Origin of the sequence: Pararhizobium mangrovi, from assembly GCF_006516965.1 — a bacterium.
Classification (GTDB): Bacteria; Pseudomonadota; Alphaproteobacteria; order Rhizobiales; family Rhizobiaceae; genus Pararhizobium_B; species Pararhizobium_B mangrovi.
This window is the reverse complement of record NZ_VHLH01000001.1, coordinates 75,106-90,979: the sequence shown is the minus strand read 5'-3', so window position 1 is coordinate 90,979 and position 15,874 is coordinate 75,106. Positions and strand designations below refer to the sequence as shown.

Here is a 15,874-nt window from a genome sequence, read left to right as displayed (position 1 = left end):
GCACGATCGCCGTGCTGCGTACCCTTCGCCTGCCCCTGCTCGTCGTGCTCGCGCTCGCGATCGCCTTTTACGGCGGCATCGCGTCCAGCCTCTACGCGTTCGACCACGTTCGCCAGTTCGAAAGCGTGACGGTCGGTCCCTGGTCGGCCTGGCCCGATCTGCAGACGGGTCGTGTCGACCCCTATGCGCGCGCCTATCGCGCCCGGAAGGCCGATCTACTTCTCGGAGAAGCCGAAGGCGTGGTCTTTACCGCCAAAACGGACGATCAGGGACGAGCGCTTTCCGGAACCTGCAGCTACGTCATCTCCGGCACGACGCCGCGCGCGCGCTTCTGGACGCTGCGTGCGACGAGTGCCGACGGCGCACCCATCGGCGGAAATCCGGCCCTGCCCCACGCCTTCCAGTCGCAAGACGTGCTCGGCGACGGGCATGGCGGCATGCGCATCGCGGCCGCACCCACGGCACGGCCCGGCAACTGGCTCGCCATCCGTCACGCAGGCAGGATCCACTTCGTCCTGACGCTCTACGACACGCCGGCGGCCGGCAACGCCGGCATCATCGATCTCAAGATGCCATCGATCGAACGCACGGGTTGCGGCGATGCGTAGCTTCGTGGCCGCCGTCCTTGCCGGCCTCTTCGGAGCGGCTCTCGTGCACATCGTCGTCGTGCTCGCCACCCCCTCCTATGCCACGCGCGACGTATGGTCGAAGGTGCAGCGGCTCGGCGAGACCGGCGCGTTCCATCGACTGGAATCCGCACCGGCGGTCATCGGTCTTCCCAACCGCGATCCGTTCCTGCGCTCGGCCGTGTGCGTCTTCGACGCTTCGCATGGGCCGATCCACGTCACCGCCGGCGATGCCGCCGGGACACCGTCCTTCTGGTCGCTCGCCGTCTTCGATACCGACGGCAGCGAGGTCTACAGCATGAACGATCGCTCGGCCGTCGAGCGCAGGGTCGACGTCGTTCTCGCAACACCGACGCAGATGCTTCGCCTACGCCGGTCGCGGCCCGAGGCGCTTGCCACATCCATCCTCGTCGCGCTGCCGGGACCGAAGGGATACGTCGCTCTCAGGACGAGCGTCGACGACCCTTCGTGGGACGAGACGGCAAAACGCTTTCTCGATGGGGCGCACTGCGCGGCGGTCGACGCGTCTTAGCGCCGCGCTCTTCCGTTTGGGTGCGGGTCGGTGCGTCCGGCAGGCGCTCGTAGCGAACGCCCGTAAAGAAGAGAAGCCTCGCTTCCCGCCGGCTTTCCACCGGTTGATACCGGCGGTTCGGCCGCCGCGCCTCGAGTTCGATGATCTCGGCCATGGCTGCCTTCCGTTGCCTTTATCGTCGCAAAACGGATGAACGCAGCACCTGAGCATCCGGCCCCCACGGGCGAACACCATTAGACGCACCCATAGTTAATGGCCTGCTAACGGTTTTGCGCGACCATGCCTCCCATGGTCGCCATGTCGGCGTGTCTGGTCGGGTGAGTTTCGTGTACGATAAGTTTCGGGATCTCGAAAAGACGAGCAATTCGAGGCGGATCGACCTCATTCTGATGGCGACCGTCAGCGGCTTCGAGAACCTCGCTCGTCCCGGGCGTAACGAAACGAAACAGTTCGCCGAGCTCTTCGCCGGCCTCTTCGCCGAAGCGAGGCCCGAAACGCGGCGTACGGCGGTTGCCGCCCTCTCGCGATGCGTCACGCTGCCGGCGGCCACGAAACGGCTCATCCTCGAACAACCGATCGACGTTTCGGCCCCGTTCCTCGCCAATTCCGTCGCTCTCGACGAAGCGGAACTGCTGCGAATCGTCGCCACGGGTGATCCGGCATGCGCCCGCGCGATCGCGCGCCGCCCGAACCTTTCCGCCGCGACCGTCGAAGGCCTGAGCGCGCTCTCGGACCCCGTCGTCTCCCGCTCTCTCTCCGTACGCGGCCTGATCGATCCGGCAGCGCCCGATACGACCGCGAGCACCACGGCTCAGCCAGAGTCCGCACCGTCACAAGACGCCGAGCATGCGGAGAACGTACGCACGCGCCTTCGCGAGATGGTCTCGTCACATGAGCGGAAGCATCCGTCTCTTCCCAAGCTCAAACCCGGCGAAATCTCGCGCCTGCGTCATTTCGTGGAAAGCGACGAGCCCCTCTTCTTCGCGACGGCATTGGCGGACGTCCTCGGCAGCAGCTTTCGCCTCGCCGAACGCACGATGCTCGACATCTCCGGTCGCGAGCTCGCCGAAACGCTGACCGCGCTCGGCTTCGCGGCGGACGATATCGCACATGTGCTGACGGTCTTCTTCCCGAACCTGCGCCGCTCCGACAACGGCGTTCCTCGTGCCTTCGCCATCGCGAATGCCTGCGAGCGGGAAAGCGCCGGCGCGCACCTCGCCGCCCGGCTCGATGCCGATCACACTCCCGCGGAAGACGATCGCCAGCCGTCCCCGGACGACAGCCGCCCGTTCCCGGCAAACGACGTCTCTCGAATCAAGCAGGCGTGATCACGAGGTAGGACGCCGGATCGTCGACCTCGAGTTCGATCACCCACGCATCGGGATCGAAATTCGTCTCGCGCGCGATCAGGCGATCGCACTCTTCGCGTCCGGCCTCGGCGAGGCGTTGCTCGAAGCGGCGCTCTTCAGGCTGTTCGGTTTCGAAGAAACTCTGTGGTGCCGGGGTGAACACCGATTCGAGGCCACCGCGGTCGCGCGTGCGAACGAGCACGGCACCGCCTTCCTCCGCCCCATGCCGTTCGATCGCCGCGAACCCGCCGGCAGAAAAGACCCGTCGCACGAGCCCACGTACCCATATCCCGGTCTTCAGCCGCATCGAGGCCCGCCTTCGTTCCGAACGATCGTCGAGAGCGTTTTCGTATGAACCTAAAAGACCCTAGTCTTCCGAGGGCTCGGCCCGTGGCTTCGGCACGGAGGCGATAGCGGACCGCGGTTTTCCGGGCATCTTCCGACCTGCGAGCGCGACGTCGTTCGGTCGTTCCATCGGTACCGCACTGCCGTTTCGGTGCGTTGCACGGATCTGCTCGAGCAGGTCCTGGCTCGGTTCGCCCGTCAGCGGTCGTGCGGTCGCCGCCTGAAAGGCTTCGATCGCCGCCCGCGTCTTCTGGCTGGCACGCCCGTCGATCGCGGAGAAATAGAACCGACGCGCCGCCAGCGCCTGCTGGATCTCGCGCACGAGATCGTGTTGGCCGTCGTCGTTCGAACCGCCGGCAGCACGAATGCTCCCGGTGCGATCGCCATCGGCAGACGGCGTCGAAGCATCGTCGCCCTTGATGCCGGCCAGAAGCGTATCGACCGTCAGGCCCGCCTCGCCCTTGCGCGCAACCTTCGGCATCTCATCGGCACGATCGCGCATCGCCAGGATCGGCGCCGGATGGGCGCCCGGCTGGTACCACACGGCATTCACCGCAACGAGCGCGAAGATCGCGAGGAACGCCGCGGTCCCCGCCGTCGCCGCCGGATAGCGTGCGACGAGCCGCACGGCCCTGCGCGAAAGCCATGCCAACGGTCCGCGCCGGCGCCTCTTCGTCCTGCGTCGGCTTTCAGGCTGTCCGCGCTTGCGCGTCATCGTGTGCGTCCGTCTCCGTTTCGTTGCCTTCGCGGCGTGCCAGATACGGCGGAAAGGCGATCGCCACCGTTCCGCCGGTTTCGCTCGGCGCGCGCGCTTCCTCCATGCCGCTGCCGTCGCGCGCCATCTCGATCGTCACCACCGTGCCACGTCCCGGCTCGCTGGCGATCGCGAAGGTGCCGCCGTGCAGCGCCACGAGCCCCTTGGTCAGGCAGATGCCGAGCCCGCACCCTTCGCTCTCGATCGTCGGGCCGGACTTGCCGCGCACGAAGGGCTCGCCGAGAACGGCCAGGCTTTCGGCGGGTATGCCGACCCCCGTATCGCTGACGCTCAGCCGGATGCGATCGCCGATCTGCGCCGCTTCGATCGTCACGACCCCGCCCTTTTCCGTGAACTTGATCGCGTTGGCAACCAGGTTGATGAGAATCTGGTCGATCGCGCCGCTATCGGCGACAAGCGGCGCGCAGTGTCGCGCGATGCGGCTCGTCAGGTGCACGCCACGCTCGCGTGCCTGCAGGTGAAGCATCGCTTCGCACCGGCCGATCGTCGCCGCGAGATCGACGGTTGCCGGCGTCAACTCGTAGCGCCCGCACTCCACGCGGCTCATGTCCAGAAGCCCGTTGACGAGCGACAGAAGATGATCGCCCGACTGACGGATGCAGCCGGCATATTCGCGTTGCTTGCCTTCGAGGTAGGGCCCGACGTGATCGCCGGCCAGCACGTCGGAAAAGCCGCGGATCGCGTTCAGCGGCGTGCGCATCTCGTGGCTCACCGCCGTGAGGAAACGTGTCTTCGCGGCGTCGGCTCTTTCCGCCTGCTCGACGCGCGTGCAAAGAGCCGCGCGTTCGTCCTTTTCCGCGCTGACGTCGCGAGCCTGCGTAAGAATGCCGGTCACCGCGCCCGGTTCTCCGAGCGGCGTCATGTCCAGCGCCAGGTGCACGAACTGCCCCTCGTGCGAAAGCGCCATGTCGCGCTGCATGCGGATCGCCACGCTTTGCCGCGTACCGCCGTTTCGAACCGCCTCGACCGCCTGCATGAAAGCCAGCCGATCCGCGACGTGGATCGCCCGATAGAAGCCATGCCCCTGCGGCTTCGTCAGCCACGTCGCGAAGGCACCCGCATCCGCGCCGTGCACGCCCGTCACGTCGCCCGCCCGGTCGTGAACGAGCACGAGGCCGGCGAACCGATCGTAGATCGCACCATGGTCGGGCGCCGCGTCGGGCCGTTCGTCGTGCTCCGGCACGGTGCCCTTCGGGTTCACGATGAGCCGTGCACCGAGATAGACGAGGCACGCCGCCAGCGGCGCCGCGATGCTCATCGGCAGGACGACGGAAGGCAGAACGATGACGCGCTGAACGATCAGGACCGCGATCGCGACGAGAACCATGCTCGAGAGCCCGGTAATCGCCCGCGAACCCGCGGTGGACAGGATCGCCGCCATGAGCAGCGGCATCGCCGATCCGCCGATGCTCGCGGCGAGCACCGTGCCGACGGGCAGCACCGTCGCGAGCGCGATCGGCAGCACCGTCATCAGCGCGAGTGCGGCGAGCGCAAGCATGCGGAAGCAAGCGATCTGAAGGCGCCGCTCCCGTTCGCCGAGGACATCCTGACGGACCCAGCCCGCCACGAAGCGATCGATACGCGCTACTATTCCCATCATGGAAAAACTCGGTACACGCAACGCCGGACCCGTTTCATCATGCTCGATTTCGGTGGTGCGAAAATCGCACTCGCCGATTTAAGGAATGAATAAGCGGGATCGCCCGACTTCGTTCCAGACCCGCCTTTTCACCCTCCTGCGGCCCGCTTCGCCCCTGAAACCGTCATCATGGTTAACGCCCGGTTTTCCCTCTCGGGGAATGTGCCCAAACCGGTACAGCATAGGCAGACCGGTCGTTCCCCGGCCACGATCCGGCCGCACGGAAGCGCACGCTCCGGGAACTACACCACCTTTCCAATTTGAAACAAATTCGATTCAATTGTCGTTGCAACCTTCAAACGGACGTTCGCTTGTTCGCGCTATGGTGCCCCTCGCACCGCATGCATTCGGATGAAGCGGAAGCGGGCGATGTTCTGCGTAACGAGGCGGGTACCATGCGATTCCTGATCAAGATGGCATTCTGGTTCACGTTGGTCCTGGTTCTCCTGCCGCTGACGCAACCCGGCGGGACCGACACGGACGAGGCATCCGCACCGCCGCTCGGCGAAACGCTGATCGCCGCCACCTCCGCCGTTCAGGATGTCAGCGGCATCTGCTCGCGCCGTCCCGAGGTCTGCCAAACCGGCGGCGAAGCGCTCGGCGCTCTCGGCGAGCGCGCCCGTGAAGGGGCATTCGTCGCCTACCGCTTCCTCGATCGCCAGTTCGGCGATCGCGAACCCGAAAGCGGTCGGTCGGCCGAAACCCGCGAGCCGGCCGCGGTCGCCGCAGACCGCCCCCACCTCGCCGAAGCGTCCACTCGCTACGCCTCGATGGACGTTCCGGTCCCGACACCCGCGCCTACACGCACCCGTGCAGCAGATCGCGGACCGGGGGTCGCCCCGGCGGTCCAGACTCATTCCGCGCGCGCCACGCTGCCCCGCCCCTATCAGCCGCCGAATCCCTGACATCGCCTTTCCGGCGCAAACCGCCTCGGCGGAAGAGCGAAACGTCCTTGCCTTCACGGGCTTTTCGCCCGGTGCATCGGAAGCGCGGATGGCCTATATAGCACCCGGAGCCGAAGGGGAGCCCATGGCCGATATCGACACCATCATCGAAGACTTCGAATTCCTCGACGACTGGGAAGACCGCTACCGTTACGTCATCGAGCTCGGCAAGGCGCTTCCCGACATGCCCGAGGGCGACAGGACCGAAGCGAACAAGGTGCAGGGCTGCGTCAGCCAGGTCTGGCTCGTCCACGAAGAGACCGGCGCCGGCACCGATCCCGTCATGGTCTTCCGCGGCGATTCGGACGCGCATATCGTGCGCGGCCTCGTCGCCATCACGCTTTCGGCCGTCGATGGAAAGCGCGCCTCCGAGATCGAGGCGTTCGATGCCGTCGACCTGTTCTCCCGCATCGGCCTGATCGAGCACCTGACCCCGCAGCGAGCGAACGGCCTGCGCGCCATGATCGGCCGCATCAAGGCCGAAGCGGCGGTAGCGAGCGCAGCGTAGAGACGTCCGCCCGTCCCCCGCTGTCGTCGTCCCGCTAGGAACCCGGCGCACGCCAGCGATATTCACGTCCCCGGCGCGCCTGCGACCCGGTCGCCGGTGGCTGATAGTGCCGCGCCAGAGCGGCCAGCGCCGTCTTCAGCATCAGTTTCGCCGAGCGGGCAGGCCATCGCCTCTCACGCTCGACGATCGCAAGCCCTTTCTGGAAGCAGCATACGTCGAGGAGCACCCCGGAAAGTTCGGGACCCACGGCGTCGAGCGCGCGCTCCATTCGCAGCCGCGCGGCAAGGGCTGCTTCCGTCAGCTCGCCCGCCCCGTCGCCGCCCGAACGCGAACCGCGCGAGGCGATGCTCGCCTCCCAGTTCGCCGAAACGCGCGGCTGCATCTGTCCGCGCGTGAAGTCGGCCAGCAGTCGCTCGCCGGCTGCGACCGCCCGTTCGTCGAGGAACGCCGTCTTCTCACGCCCCTTCAGGCGTGCGAGGGCGGCAAGCGGCGACTGTTCGGCGTTGACGCGCACGGTCCGCTCTTCGGCTCCGATCGTGTGCGTCTCGCTGACGCGTTCTCCATGCTGTGCGGCAAAGGCTTCGTCGCCGGCCGCCGCATGCGCACGACGGAGGAACGCACGCCCCGCCGGATCGAGACCGAATGTCGTGCCGCGCCTCGTCACGAGACCACGCCCGAGCGCTTCGTGGACCGTCGCCCGGGCAAAGCTCTTCCGGCTGCCATCGCGCTCCATAATGAGTTCCGCCCCACCGGCATCCGCGGACGATCGCGCTTGGCCGCGTGCGAGGAAACGAAGCATTGCCGGCAGATCACGTCCTCGCTCGGCCATGCTCAGCCCTTCCCGCGCGTGTCGAGACCGGGAATGAAGCCGGCTGCCACGCGTTCCACGGCGCTCACGAATTCGTCGTAGGCACCGTCGTCCCGGCGCTCCTCGGTGACACGGCACGCATGCCCGACCGTCGTTCGGTCGCGCCCGAAGGCGAGCCCGATCTCCGTCAGCGATACCTGCATGACCACATGGCAGACATACATGGCGATCTGCCGGGCATGGCACAGCGATCCGCGCTTGGAACACGGCGCCCGCCCCGGACCGCCGGCGACCCCGTACATCTCTTCGACGAGGGTGCGCACGCCGAGGCATAATCTGCGCGCCCCCTGCCCCTCCCGCCCTGAAGGGCTCGACACTCCGGCATCCTGCATGGCTCGCTCCGTTCGATCTAGGAAATAATTCCTACATCAAATGGTGCAAGCGGTGAAGCGCGGCGAGGTTGCGAACGGCGTAGTCGTTGCGGATCAGTATGTTGGGAAAGCAATGCCGCGTCGTTTCGTTCGGCGCTTCCCCGCCGAACCCGGTGACGAACCGGAGAAAATCGCGTGGTCGTGTGGTAGCGCACGACCACGCGTCGATTTCAGTCGTCCGAACGCAGGAGCAGTTTCTCGATCCGGTCCACCGTATGGTGCGTCAGGTCCTTCGCGACCTCCGCGACGATGCGGTCGGAAACTTCCGAATGCAGCTCCTTGCGCAGGTCGCCGAGCACCTGCGGCGGCGCGGTCAGCACCAGCGAGGAGAACTTGCCCTTGTGCGCCTGCTTGTAGAGCCGTTCGGCAATGCCCTTGGCGAAGCGTTCCTTCTCGAGCCGGTGCCAGTCGGTTTCCTGCACCGCACTGCTGTGCGAAGGGCCGGTGTTCGGCGAGCGTCCCGGCTTGTCCGTGCCCTGGTCGCGATCGGGCGGATTATCCTGCTCGAGGTCGCGGAAGACCCGCAGATTGGGGTGCAGTTCATCGCCGTCGTTGACGAGGAAAAGGGCCTTCTCGCCATCGGCGACGACAACCCAACCCTCGTTTTTCAATGAGATCTCTTCCTTCACGGTCGTCTCCTTTAATGTCACGCTCCCAACGGCGCGGCAGCCGGCAGGTTCCGTGTTCGAAAGGCGAGGACCGTCCTGCCGTACGCGCGCGATCGATGTCGCATCGCTTCAATCGTCCGCCGTGTCGCAATCGAGTGCGTGTCGCGAAGCGTTCCCCGTTTCGGTAAGCTCGGCATGGCGTCCCTTCGTCCACCATATCAACCGCCCCGAGGCATAGCGTGCGCCCGAACCGGAAAGCACGTTGACGAAGATGCGTCGCGCGCCATCGACCGGCACGATGGCGAGCGCGTCCGCACCGTCGCGAACGTAATGCACGCGCCGATGCGTCCCGTCCGAGCATGCATAGACCGCACTGGTATGGCTGCCGCCGGCGATCGCGAGCCCGGCCGAAGCCTTCACGGGCAGTGCAATCGCGATGACGCCGGCTGCGAGAATCGCGAGCCGCCGGACCGTCGGTCTTGCCCATCCGCGACCATCCCGAGGAAAGCGTCTCATCCTTCTCGTCTCCCTATGAAACCGTGCTTGGCACTCATGCTATTCGAGTGCCAATATTTTTGCCCTGGCCTATTGAAAGCCATGAAGAAAGCGCGCAAATGACGCTCGCATCGCGCCATCGCGCAGGTGCCGCACCGACGCCGGTGGGTCAGGCGCCGGATCCGTCAGGCGTGGTTGGCCCGCAGGAGGAAACGAGCCTTCGCCCCGCCGGAAAGCGCGGCTTTTCATCGCGCATTCCCGGCACGGCCACGTCATACGGCGCCCGCCGCCGCCCTTCTTCGAAATTCGAAGTGCCGGACCGGTTCCGGTCCCTCAAGGCCCGGTCGCCCACGGCACCGGCCATCCCAGTCAATAATGCTGCTGCTTCTTGGAGTAAGATCATGGCTGCAATGGAAGTCCGCTTTTCGACCGACGCCCGTCGGCGCTTGCTCGCCGGCGTCGATACGCTTGCCAACGCCGTCAAGGTGACCCTCGGCCCGCGCGGGCGCAACGTCGTCATCGACAAATCCTACGGTGCGCCGCGCATCACCAAGGACGGCGTGACCGTCGCCAAGGAGATCGAACTCAAGGACAAGTTCGAGAACATGGGCGCGCAGATGGTGCGCGAGGTCGCCTCCAAGACCAACGACAAGGCTGGCGACGGCACCACGACGGCGACCGTTCTCGCCCAGGCGATCGTTCGCGAAGGCGCGAAGGCCGTCGCCGCCGGCATGAACCCGATGGACCTCAAGCGCGGCATCGATGCCGCCGTCGAGGCGATCGTCGCACGCCTGCACGAGCAGGCACGCCCGATCGCCCAGAACAGCGAGATCGCCCAGGTCGGCACCATCTCGTCGAACGGCGACGAGGAGATTGGCCGGTTCCTCGCCGATGCGATGGACAAGGTCGGCAATCAAGGCGTCATCACCGTCGAGGAAGCCAAGACCGCCGAGACCGAGCTCGAAGTGGTCGAGGGCATGCAGTTCGATCGCGGCTACCTCTCGCCCTACTTCATCACCGATCGCGAGAAGATGCGCGTCTCCTTCGACGATCCGTACATCCTCCTGCATGAGAAGAAGCTTTCGAACCTGCAGGCCATGCTGCCCGTGCTCGAAGCGGTGGTGCGCTCCAACAAGCCGCTGCTGATCATCGCGGAGGACGTCGACGGCGAAGCCCTCGCGACCCTCGTCGTCAACAAGCTGCGCGGTGGCCTTCAGGTCGCAGCGGTCAAGGCGCCCGGCTTCGGCGATCGCCGCAAGGCCATGCTCGAGGACATCGCCATCCTCACCGGCGGACAGGTCATCTCCGAGGACGTCGGCATCAAGCTCGAGAACGTCACACTCGACATGCTCGGCCAGACCGGTCGCGTGCAGATCACCAAGGACGAGACGACCATCGTTTCCGGTGCCGGCAAGAAGGACCAGATCGAAGGCCGCGTGAACCAGATCAAGGCCCAGATCGAAGAAACCACCTCCGACTACGATAAGGAAAAGCTGCAGGAACGTCTGGCGAAGCTTGCCGGCGGCGTCGCCGTGATCCGCGTCGGCGGCTCGACCGAAGTCGAGGTGAAGGAGAAGAAGGATCGCGTCGACGACGCCCTCCACGCCACGCGCGCGGCCGTCGAGGAAGGCATCCTGCCGGGCGGCGGCACCGCGCTGCTTCGCGCGGCGAGCGCCCTCGACGCGTTGCAGGCGAAGAACGACGATCAGCAAGTCGGCATCAACATCGTCCGCCGCGCCATCGAGGCCCCGATACGCCAGATCGCCATCAATGCGGGCCGCGAAGGCTCCGTCATCGTCGGCAAGATGCGCGAGAAGGACGAGGCGAACTGGGGCTGGAACGCAGCGACCGGCGAGTACGAAGACCTGATCGCCACCGGTGTCGTCGATCCGGCAAAGGTCGTACGCACCGCCCTCGAAAACGCCGCTTCGATCGCCGGCCTCCTCATCACGACGGAAGCCATGGTCGCCGAAAAGCCGAAGAAGGCGAATGGCAACGGTGCTATGAACCCGGACATGGAAGACATGGATTTCTGATCCCACCTTCCAGTCTCGACGATTACCGGAACGGGCGGCGCAAAAGCACCGCCCGTTCTGCCTATCGGGCCAGCGTCTCTTCCGCGGCCAACGAGGGGCTTCAACCCTCGACACGCGCTACCCGGCACAACGAAAAAGGCGGCGCCGCAGCGCCGCCTTTCTTCTTCCGAAAATCCGGACGATTTAGACCGTCATACCCGCGATGATCTTGTCGAGCGTCATCGGGTAGTCGCGCACCCGCGCGCCGCAGGCGTTGTAGATCGCGTTGGTCACCGCCGCGCCGACGCCGGCCAGTGCCAGCTCGCCGATCCCCTTGCCCGCAAGCGGGCTCCCGTAAGGGTCGTGCTCGTCGAGCAGGACGACTTCGAGGTTCTGGATATCAGCGTTCACCGGCACGTGGTACTCGGCGAGGTTGTGGTTGACGATCATGCCCGAGCGCGCATCGACGACGAGATCCTCCATCAGCGCGCCGCCGATGCCCCAGATCTGCCCGCCGTAGCACTGCGACTTCGCGGTCTTCTCGTTGAAGATGCGTCCCGCCGCTGCGACCGTCAGCAGGCGGCGAACCCGTGCCTCGCCGGTTACCGCGTTCACGCCGACCTCGCAGAAATGCGCGCCGTAGCTCGCCTGATGCGTGTTCTCGGCCGTCTCGCCCGGCTTGATCGAACCGCTGGCGAGAAGCGTCTGGCCGCCGGCGATCTCGCCGATCGGAACCTGGCGGTTGCCGGCGATCGCGAAGCCGTCCTTCAACGTCAGGCTTTCGGGATCGACGTCGAGCCGCTTGGCAAGCTGCGCGATGAGATCCTCGCAGGCGACGTAGACGGACGAACCCGCACTGTTCGCACCGAACGAGCCGCCGGACCCGGAACCCGAAGGCAGTCGCGAGTCGCCCAGTTCCACGTCCACGCGGTCGATCGGAAGACCAAGCACCTCGGCCGCGATCTGGGAAAGGATCGTGTATGTCCCGGTGCCGATATCGGTCATCGACGAACGGATCGTCAGCCGGCCGTCGGCGGTCAGTTCGACGTCGGCGGAAGACGGCACGATCATGTTCTTGCGCGAACCGGCCGCCATTCCGTACCCGATCAGCCAGTCGCCTTCACGACGCGCACCCGGCTTTTCCGGTCGATCCGTCCATCCGAACCGCTTCGCTCCCTCCTCGTAGCATTCGAGGAGCTTGCGCGAGGAGAACGGCGTGTCGTCCTGCGGGTTCTTGTCCGGCTCGTTGATCTTGCGGAACTCGATCGGATCGAGACCCAGCTTTTCGGCAAGCTCGTCCATGGCGTTTTCGAGCGCCAGAAGGCCGACCGCCTCGCCCGGCGCACGCACCGCGGACGTCATCAGCACGTCCGTTTGGGCCACGCGGTGGGTGACCAGCCGGTCCTCGCCCGCGTAGAGGAAGACGGTGGAAACCCCGGCCGGCTCGAAGAAGTCGTTGCCTTCGGAATTGGCCAGCCAGTTCTCATGGGCGATCGCCGTGATGCGACCTTCCTTCGTGCAGCCGATGCGAATGCGCTGGATGGCTTCCGAGCGCCTCGATGTCGCCTGGTAGACCTGCTGGCGGGTCAGCGCGACCTTCACCGGCTTGCCGACCTTCTTCGCGGCGAGTGCTGCGAGCACGGCTTCCGGACCGATACCCAGCTTGGAGCCGAAACCGCCTCCGATATACGGGCAGATGAAATGGATTTGGCTCTCCTCGATGCCGACCCCGGTCGCGATCTGCGTCGTGTTCGACGAGACGAGCTGGCCACTCGACCAGATCGTAAGCTGATCGCCGTCCCACTTCGCAACGGTGGCATGCGGCTCCATCGCGGAGGCCGACTGGCTCGGCGTCGTGAAGGTTTCGTCGTACTGGACCTCGGCCTTTTCGAAAGCCTTCTCGAAATCGCCGCGCTTGGTGTCCGATTCCATCACGCCGCCGTCGGAAATGCGCGCGCGGCCCTTCTCGTCGGAAAGCTTGAAGCGGCCCTCTTCCTCTTCGTACGCGGCCTTCACCAGATGTGCGGCCTGGCGCGCGATCTCGAACGTCTTCGCCACGACGAAGGCGATCGGCTGCCCGTAATGGAAGACGCCGCCGTTCGCCATCTTGTGGCCGTCGCTCATCGGTTCGGCGGAGGCGCGGGGAATATTGTCGCCCTCGACGACGCTGAGCACGCCCTCGATCTCCATCGCGGCCGACGTGTCGATCGAGGTGACCTTTCCCTTGCCGATGCTGGAGAGCACGAGAAAGCCATAGGCGACGTCCTCGCCCTGCAGATGTTCGTGCGAATAGGGTGCCGTACCAGTGACTTTCAGCGCGCCCTCGTATCGGTCGAGCGGCTTGCCGATGATGTCCTGCGTGCGATCGTCGAGCCGCGTACGGCCGACGGGCTTGTCCATGACGTGCGTATTCATTGCTGGGTGCTCCCCGTCGCTTCCCTCAGGACGGCGACGAGCGTTCGCCGAACGAGCGGAATCTTGAAATCGTTGTCGCCCTGGCCCTTCGCATCGGAAAGCAGCGTATCGGCCGCCTTGCCGAACAGCGCGTCCGAAGGCGCCTCGCCGACGAGCAGATTTTCCACCGCCTCGTCGCGCCACGGCATGTGCGCGAGACCGCCGAAGGCGAGCCGCGCAGTCTCGATCTTGCCGTCGGCAAGCCTCACCGCCGCGGCGATGGAGACGAGCGCAAAGGCGTAGGAGGCCCGGTCACGCACCTTGCGGTAGATCTGCGTTCCGCCGATCGGCGCAGGCAGCCGCACCGCGGTGATGAGCTCGCCGGCCTCCAGATCGGTTTCCTTTTCCGGCGTGTCGCCCGGCAGCCGGTAGAGCTCGGCAAGCGTCAGCTCCCGCGTGCTGCCGTCGCTCTTCACCGTCTCGACGATGGCGTCGAGCGCACGCATGGCGACCGCCATGTCGGAGGGATGCGTCGCGATGCAGTGCTCGCTCGCCCCGAGGATCGCATGGATGCGGTTATAGCCGCCGATCGCCCCGCAGCCGGAGCCCGGCTCGCGCTTGTTGCAGGGTGCCGTCGGCTCGTAGAAATAGCCGCATCGCGTACGCTGAAGCAGGTTGCCGCCGGTCGTCGCCTTGTTGCGAAGCTGTCCGGAAGCCCCGGCGAGAAGCGCACGGGCGAGCACCGGATAGTCGTGGCGCACGCGGTGGTCGGCAGAAAGATCGCCGTTCGTCACCAGCGCACCGATACGAAGCCCGCCTTCGTCCGTCTCCTCGATGTCGCGCAGTCCGAGACCGTTGATATCGACGAGACGCTCGGGCGTTTCCACCTCGAGCTTCATCAGGTCGAGCAGATTGGTGCCGCCGGCGATGAACCGTGCCGCCGGTTCGGCGGCGAGGCGACCCGCCTCGTCCGCGCCGGCCGGGCGTTGATAATCGAAAGGTCTCATGCCGTTTCCTTCGTTTCGCTGGCCTTGCGGATGGCGTTGACGATGTTCGGATAAGCCGAGCACCGGCAGATATTGCCGCTCATGCGCTCGGAGATCTCAGCATCGCTGAGGTCGAGCTTGCCTTCGAGATCGCCGGAGGCATGGCTTGCCCATCCGTCCTTGAACTCGCCGAGCATGCCGACGGCAGAAACGATCTGGCCCGGCGTGCAATAGCCGCACTGGTATCCGTCCTCGTGCAGGAAGCTTTCCTGCATGGGATGAAGGTTCTCAGGCTGGCCCAGCCCCTCGATGGTCGTGATCTCGTCGTTCTCGTGCATGACGGCGAGCGTCAGGCAGGAATTGATCCGCCGCCCGTTGACGAGAACGGTGCACGCCCCGCACTGGCCGTGGTCGCAGCCCTTCTTCGTTCCGGTAAGCGCGAGATGTTCGCGCAGTGCGTCGAGCAGCGAGGTGCGTATGTCGGCATCGACCTCGTGCCTCTTGCCGTTGACAGTAAGCGTTGTCACGGAGGCCTTCCTCTCTTGAATTGCGTTGAAACCGTCTTGGCGCGGTAACTAATGCGCTCGTCGCCGGTTCAAGGTCATGTGATGGCGTAAAATTCATTTCGCCGTTTTCCGGCCCGTACGGCCCGTATAATCTTCGGTCACATGCAAAGGGCTTTCGACGGAGATCGCCATGTCCCGAAACATCCTGTCGTATGCTTTCGGCATCGCCGCCTGCATGGTTTTCACCGCCTCGTCCGCCCGTGCGGCTGAAACCGGAGACGAGCCGGTCGCTGTCGAACTCTGTCTTGCGGTGGATGGTTCCGGCTCGATCGGCGAAGACGAGTTCACGTTCCAGCGTCGCGCCTATGCCGACGCCATCACCAGCAAGCCCGTTCTCGACACCATCGCCTCCACCTATTCCGGCACGATCGCCATCGCGCTGATGGAATGGGGCGGGCCGGACAGCATGAACCCGATCGTCGGCTGGACGCGCATCGGCAATGCGCAGGAGGCGCAAGGGTTCGCCGATGCGGTCGTCGCGGCCCCGCGCAAGGCCGTCGGCTGGAACTCCATCAGCAACGCGATCGATTTCTGCCAGAACTGGATGGCGAAGAACGCCTATGACGGCCAGCGCCGGATCATCGACGTCTCCGGCGATTCCGGCCAGCACGGCGGCATGCCGCTCGAAGTCGCCCGCCGCAACGCCGTCGAGGACGGCATCGTCATCAACGCGCTCGCCCTCAACTACCGCGGCAGCGGCCTGTACGGGTCGGACACGGCGCTGGAGGACCATTTCCGCGCCGAAGTCATCGGCGGCACCGGTTCCTTCGCGCTGACGGTCGACCGCGAGGACCAGTTCGTGAAGGCACTCACCCGCAAGCTCGTCCTCGAACTCGCCGCACGTTGAGGCCCT

At 65.7% G+C, this 15,874-nt stretch carries 17 protein-coding genes; 7 read left to right on the top strand and 10 right to left on the bottom strand.

Annotation, left to right across the window (positions count from 1 at the left end):
* Nucleotides 1-11: 11 nt before the first annotated feature.
* The 3 genes from FJU11_RS00460 to FJU11_RS00445 all read left to right on the top strand — a co-directional run bounded on the left by FJU11_RS00460 (nt 12) and on the right by FJU11_RS00445 (nt 2,486).
* On the top strand, nt 12-608 hold the full coding sequence (locus FJU11_RS00460; RefSeq protein ID WP_235890699.1) for a DUF1214 domain-containing protein: 597 nt from the start codon (nt 12-14) through the stop codon (nt 606-608).
* Complete coding sequence (locus FJU11_RS00455) at nt 601-1,158, top strand: DUF1254 domain-containing protein (RefSeq protein WP_141165035.1); 558 nt, start codon at nt 601-603, stop codon at nt 1,156-1,158. The genes FJU11_RS00460 and FJU11_RS00455 overlap by 8 nt, the downstream gene beginning before the upstream one ends.
* A 326-nt stretch (nt 1,159-1,484) precedes the next feature.
* Nucleotides 1,485-2,486 (top strand): DUF2336 domain-containing protein, encoded by a 1,002-nt coding sequence (locus FJU11_RS00445; RefSeq protein ID WP_141165033.1) that lies wholly within the window; start codon nt 1,485-1,487, stop codon nt 2,484-2,486.
* On the opposite strand, the gene FJU11_RS00440 is transcribed toward FJU11_RS00445, so the two are convergent.
* Genes FJU11_RS00440 through FJU11_RS00430 form a run of 3 tightly spaced genes read right to left on the bottom strand, consistent with a single transcriptional unit; the run spans nt 2,473 to nt 5,227 of the window.
* The gene (locus FJU11_RS00440) at nt 2,473-2,814 is read right to left on the bottom strand and encodes a DUF1491 family protein (RefSeq protein WP_141165032.1); all 342 of its coding nucleotides are present in this window, start codon (nt 2,812-2,814) and stop codon (nt 2,473-2,475) included. The two genes, FJU11_RS00445 and FJU11_RS00440, sit on opposite strands and share 14 nt — an antisense overlap.
* Before the next feature lie 60 nt (nt 2,815-2,874).
* Nucleotides 2,875-3,567, bottom strand: a complete 693-nt coding sequence (locus tag FJU11_RS00435; protein WP_141165031.1) for a peptidoglycan-binding domain-containing protein — start codon at nt 3,565-3,567, stop codon at nt 2,875-2,877.
* Nucleotides 3,542-5,227 (bottom strand): sensor histidine kinase, encoded by a 1,686-nt coding sequence (locus FJU11_RS00430; RefSeq protein WP_141165030.1) that lies wholly within the window; start codon nt 5,225-5,227, stop codon nt 3,542-3,544. Before FJU11_RS00430 ends, FJU11_RS00435 begins: the two co-directional genes overlap by 26 nt.
* A 434-nt stretch (nt 5,228-5,661) precedes the next feature.
* Between FJU11_RS00430 and FJU11_RS00425 the strand changes: the two genes are divergently transcribed.
* Entirely contained in the window at nt 5,662-6,171 is a 510-nt protein-coding gene (locus tag FJU11_RS00425; RefSeq protein WP_141165029.1) for a DUF5330 domain-containing protein, read from the top strand.
* Nucleotides 6,172-6,295: 124 nt separating this feature from the next.
* Nucleotides 6,296-6,718, top strand: coding sequence for a SufE family protein (locus tag FJU11_RS00420; RefSeq protein ID WP_141165272.1), 423 nt, complete (start codon nt 6,296-6,298; stop codon nt 6,716-6,718).
* A gap of 34 nt (nt 6,719-6,752) precedes the next feature.
* Here FJU11_RS00420 and FJU11_RS00415 read toward each other — a convergent pair whose 3' ends face one another.
* The 4 genes from FJU11_RS00415 to FJU11_RS00400 all read right to left on the bottom strand — a co-directional run bounded on the left by FJU11_RS00415 (nt 6,753) and on the right by FJU11_RS00400 (nt 9,081).
* A complete protein-coding gene (locus tag FJU11_RS00415; RefSeq protein ID WP_141165028.1) occupies nt 6,753-7,547 on the bottom strand; it encodes a DUF6456 domain-containing protein in 795 nt (264 codons plus the stop codon).
* A gap of 2 nt (nt 7,548-7,549) precedes the next feature.
* On the bottom strand, nt 7,550-7,918 hold the full coding sequence (locus FJU11_RS00410; protein WP_407946644.1) for a helix-turn-helix domain-containing protein: 369 nt from the start codon (nt 7,916-7,918) through the stop codon (nt 7,550-7,552).
* A gap of 209 nt (nt 7,919-8,127) precedes the next feature.
* Nucleotides 8,128-8,586 carry a host attachment family protein gene (locus FJU11_RS00405; protein WP_141165027.1) on the bottom strand — a complete coding sequence of 153 codons (459 nt, stop codon included), beginning with the start codon at nt 8,584-8,586 and terminating at the stop codon, nt 8,128-8,130.
* Between the two features lie 108 nt (nt 8,587-8,694).
* The gene (locus FJU11_RS00400; RefSeq protein WP_141165026.1) at nt 8,695-9,081 is read right to left on the bottom strand and encodes an MliC family protein; all 387 of its coding nucleotides are present in this window, start codon (nt 9,079-9,081) and stop codon (nt 8,695-8,697) included.
* A gap of 380 nt (nt 9,082-9,461) precedes the next feature.
* Between FJU11_RS00400 and groL the strand changes: the two genes are divergently transcribed.
* Nucleotides 9,462-11,096 carry a chaperonin GroEL gene (gene groL, locus FJU11_RS00395; RefSeq protein ID WP_141165025.1) on the top strand — a complete coding sequence of 545 codons (1,635 nt, stop codon included), beginning with the start codon at nt 9,462-9,464 and terminating at the stop codon, nt 11,094-11,096.
* Between the two features lie 183 nt (nt 11,097-11,279).
* Here the strand turns inward: groL and FJU11_RS00390 are convergent, their stop codons facing one another.
* From FJU11_RS00390 to FJU11_RS00380, 3 genes are read right to left on the bottom strand one after another with little or no spacing between them, the layout of a single operon-like run.
* Nucleotides 11,280-13,490: a xanthine dehydrogenase family protein molybdopterin-binding subunit gene (locus FJU11_RS00390; RefSeq protein WP_141165024.1), complete on the bottom strand. Its 2,211-nt coding sequence runs from the start codon at nt 13,488-13,490 to the stop codon at nt 11,280-11,282.
* Nucleotides 13,487-14,476: an FAD binding domain-containing protein gene (locus tag FJU11_RS00385; RefSeq protein ID WP_141165023.1), complete on the bottom strand. Its 990-nt coding sequence runs from the start codon at nt 14,474-14,476 to the stop codon at nt 13,487-13,489. The genes FJU11_RS00390 and FJU11_RS00385 overlap by 4 nt, the downstream gene beginning before the upstream one ends.
* Complete coding sequence (locus tag FJU11_RS00380) at nt 14,473-14,982, bottom strand: 2Fe-2S iron-sulfur cluster-binding protein (RefSeq protein ID WP_141165022.1); 510 nt, start codon at nt 14,980-14,982, stop codon at nt 14,473-14,475. Before FJU11_RS00380 ends, FJU11_RS00385 begins: the two co-directional genes overlap by 4 nt.
* 169 nt (nt 14,983-15,151) lie before the next feature.
* Here FJU11_RS00380 and FJU11_RS00375 point away from each other — a divergent pair, with 169 nt between their 5' ends.
* Nucleotides 15,152-15,868, top strand: coding sequence for a DUF1194 domain-containing protein (locus tag FJU11_RS00375; protein WP_141165021.1), 717 nt, complete (start codon nt 15,152-15,154; stop codon nt 15,866-15,868).
* Nucleotides 15,869-15,874: the final 6 nt, after the last annotated feature.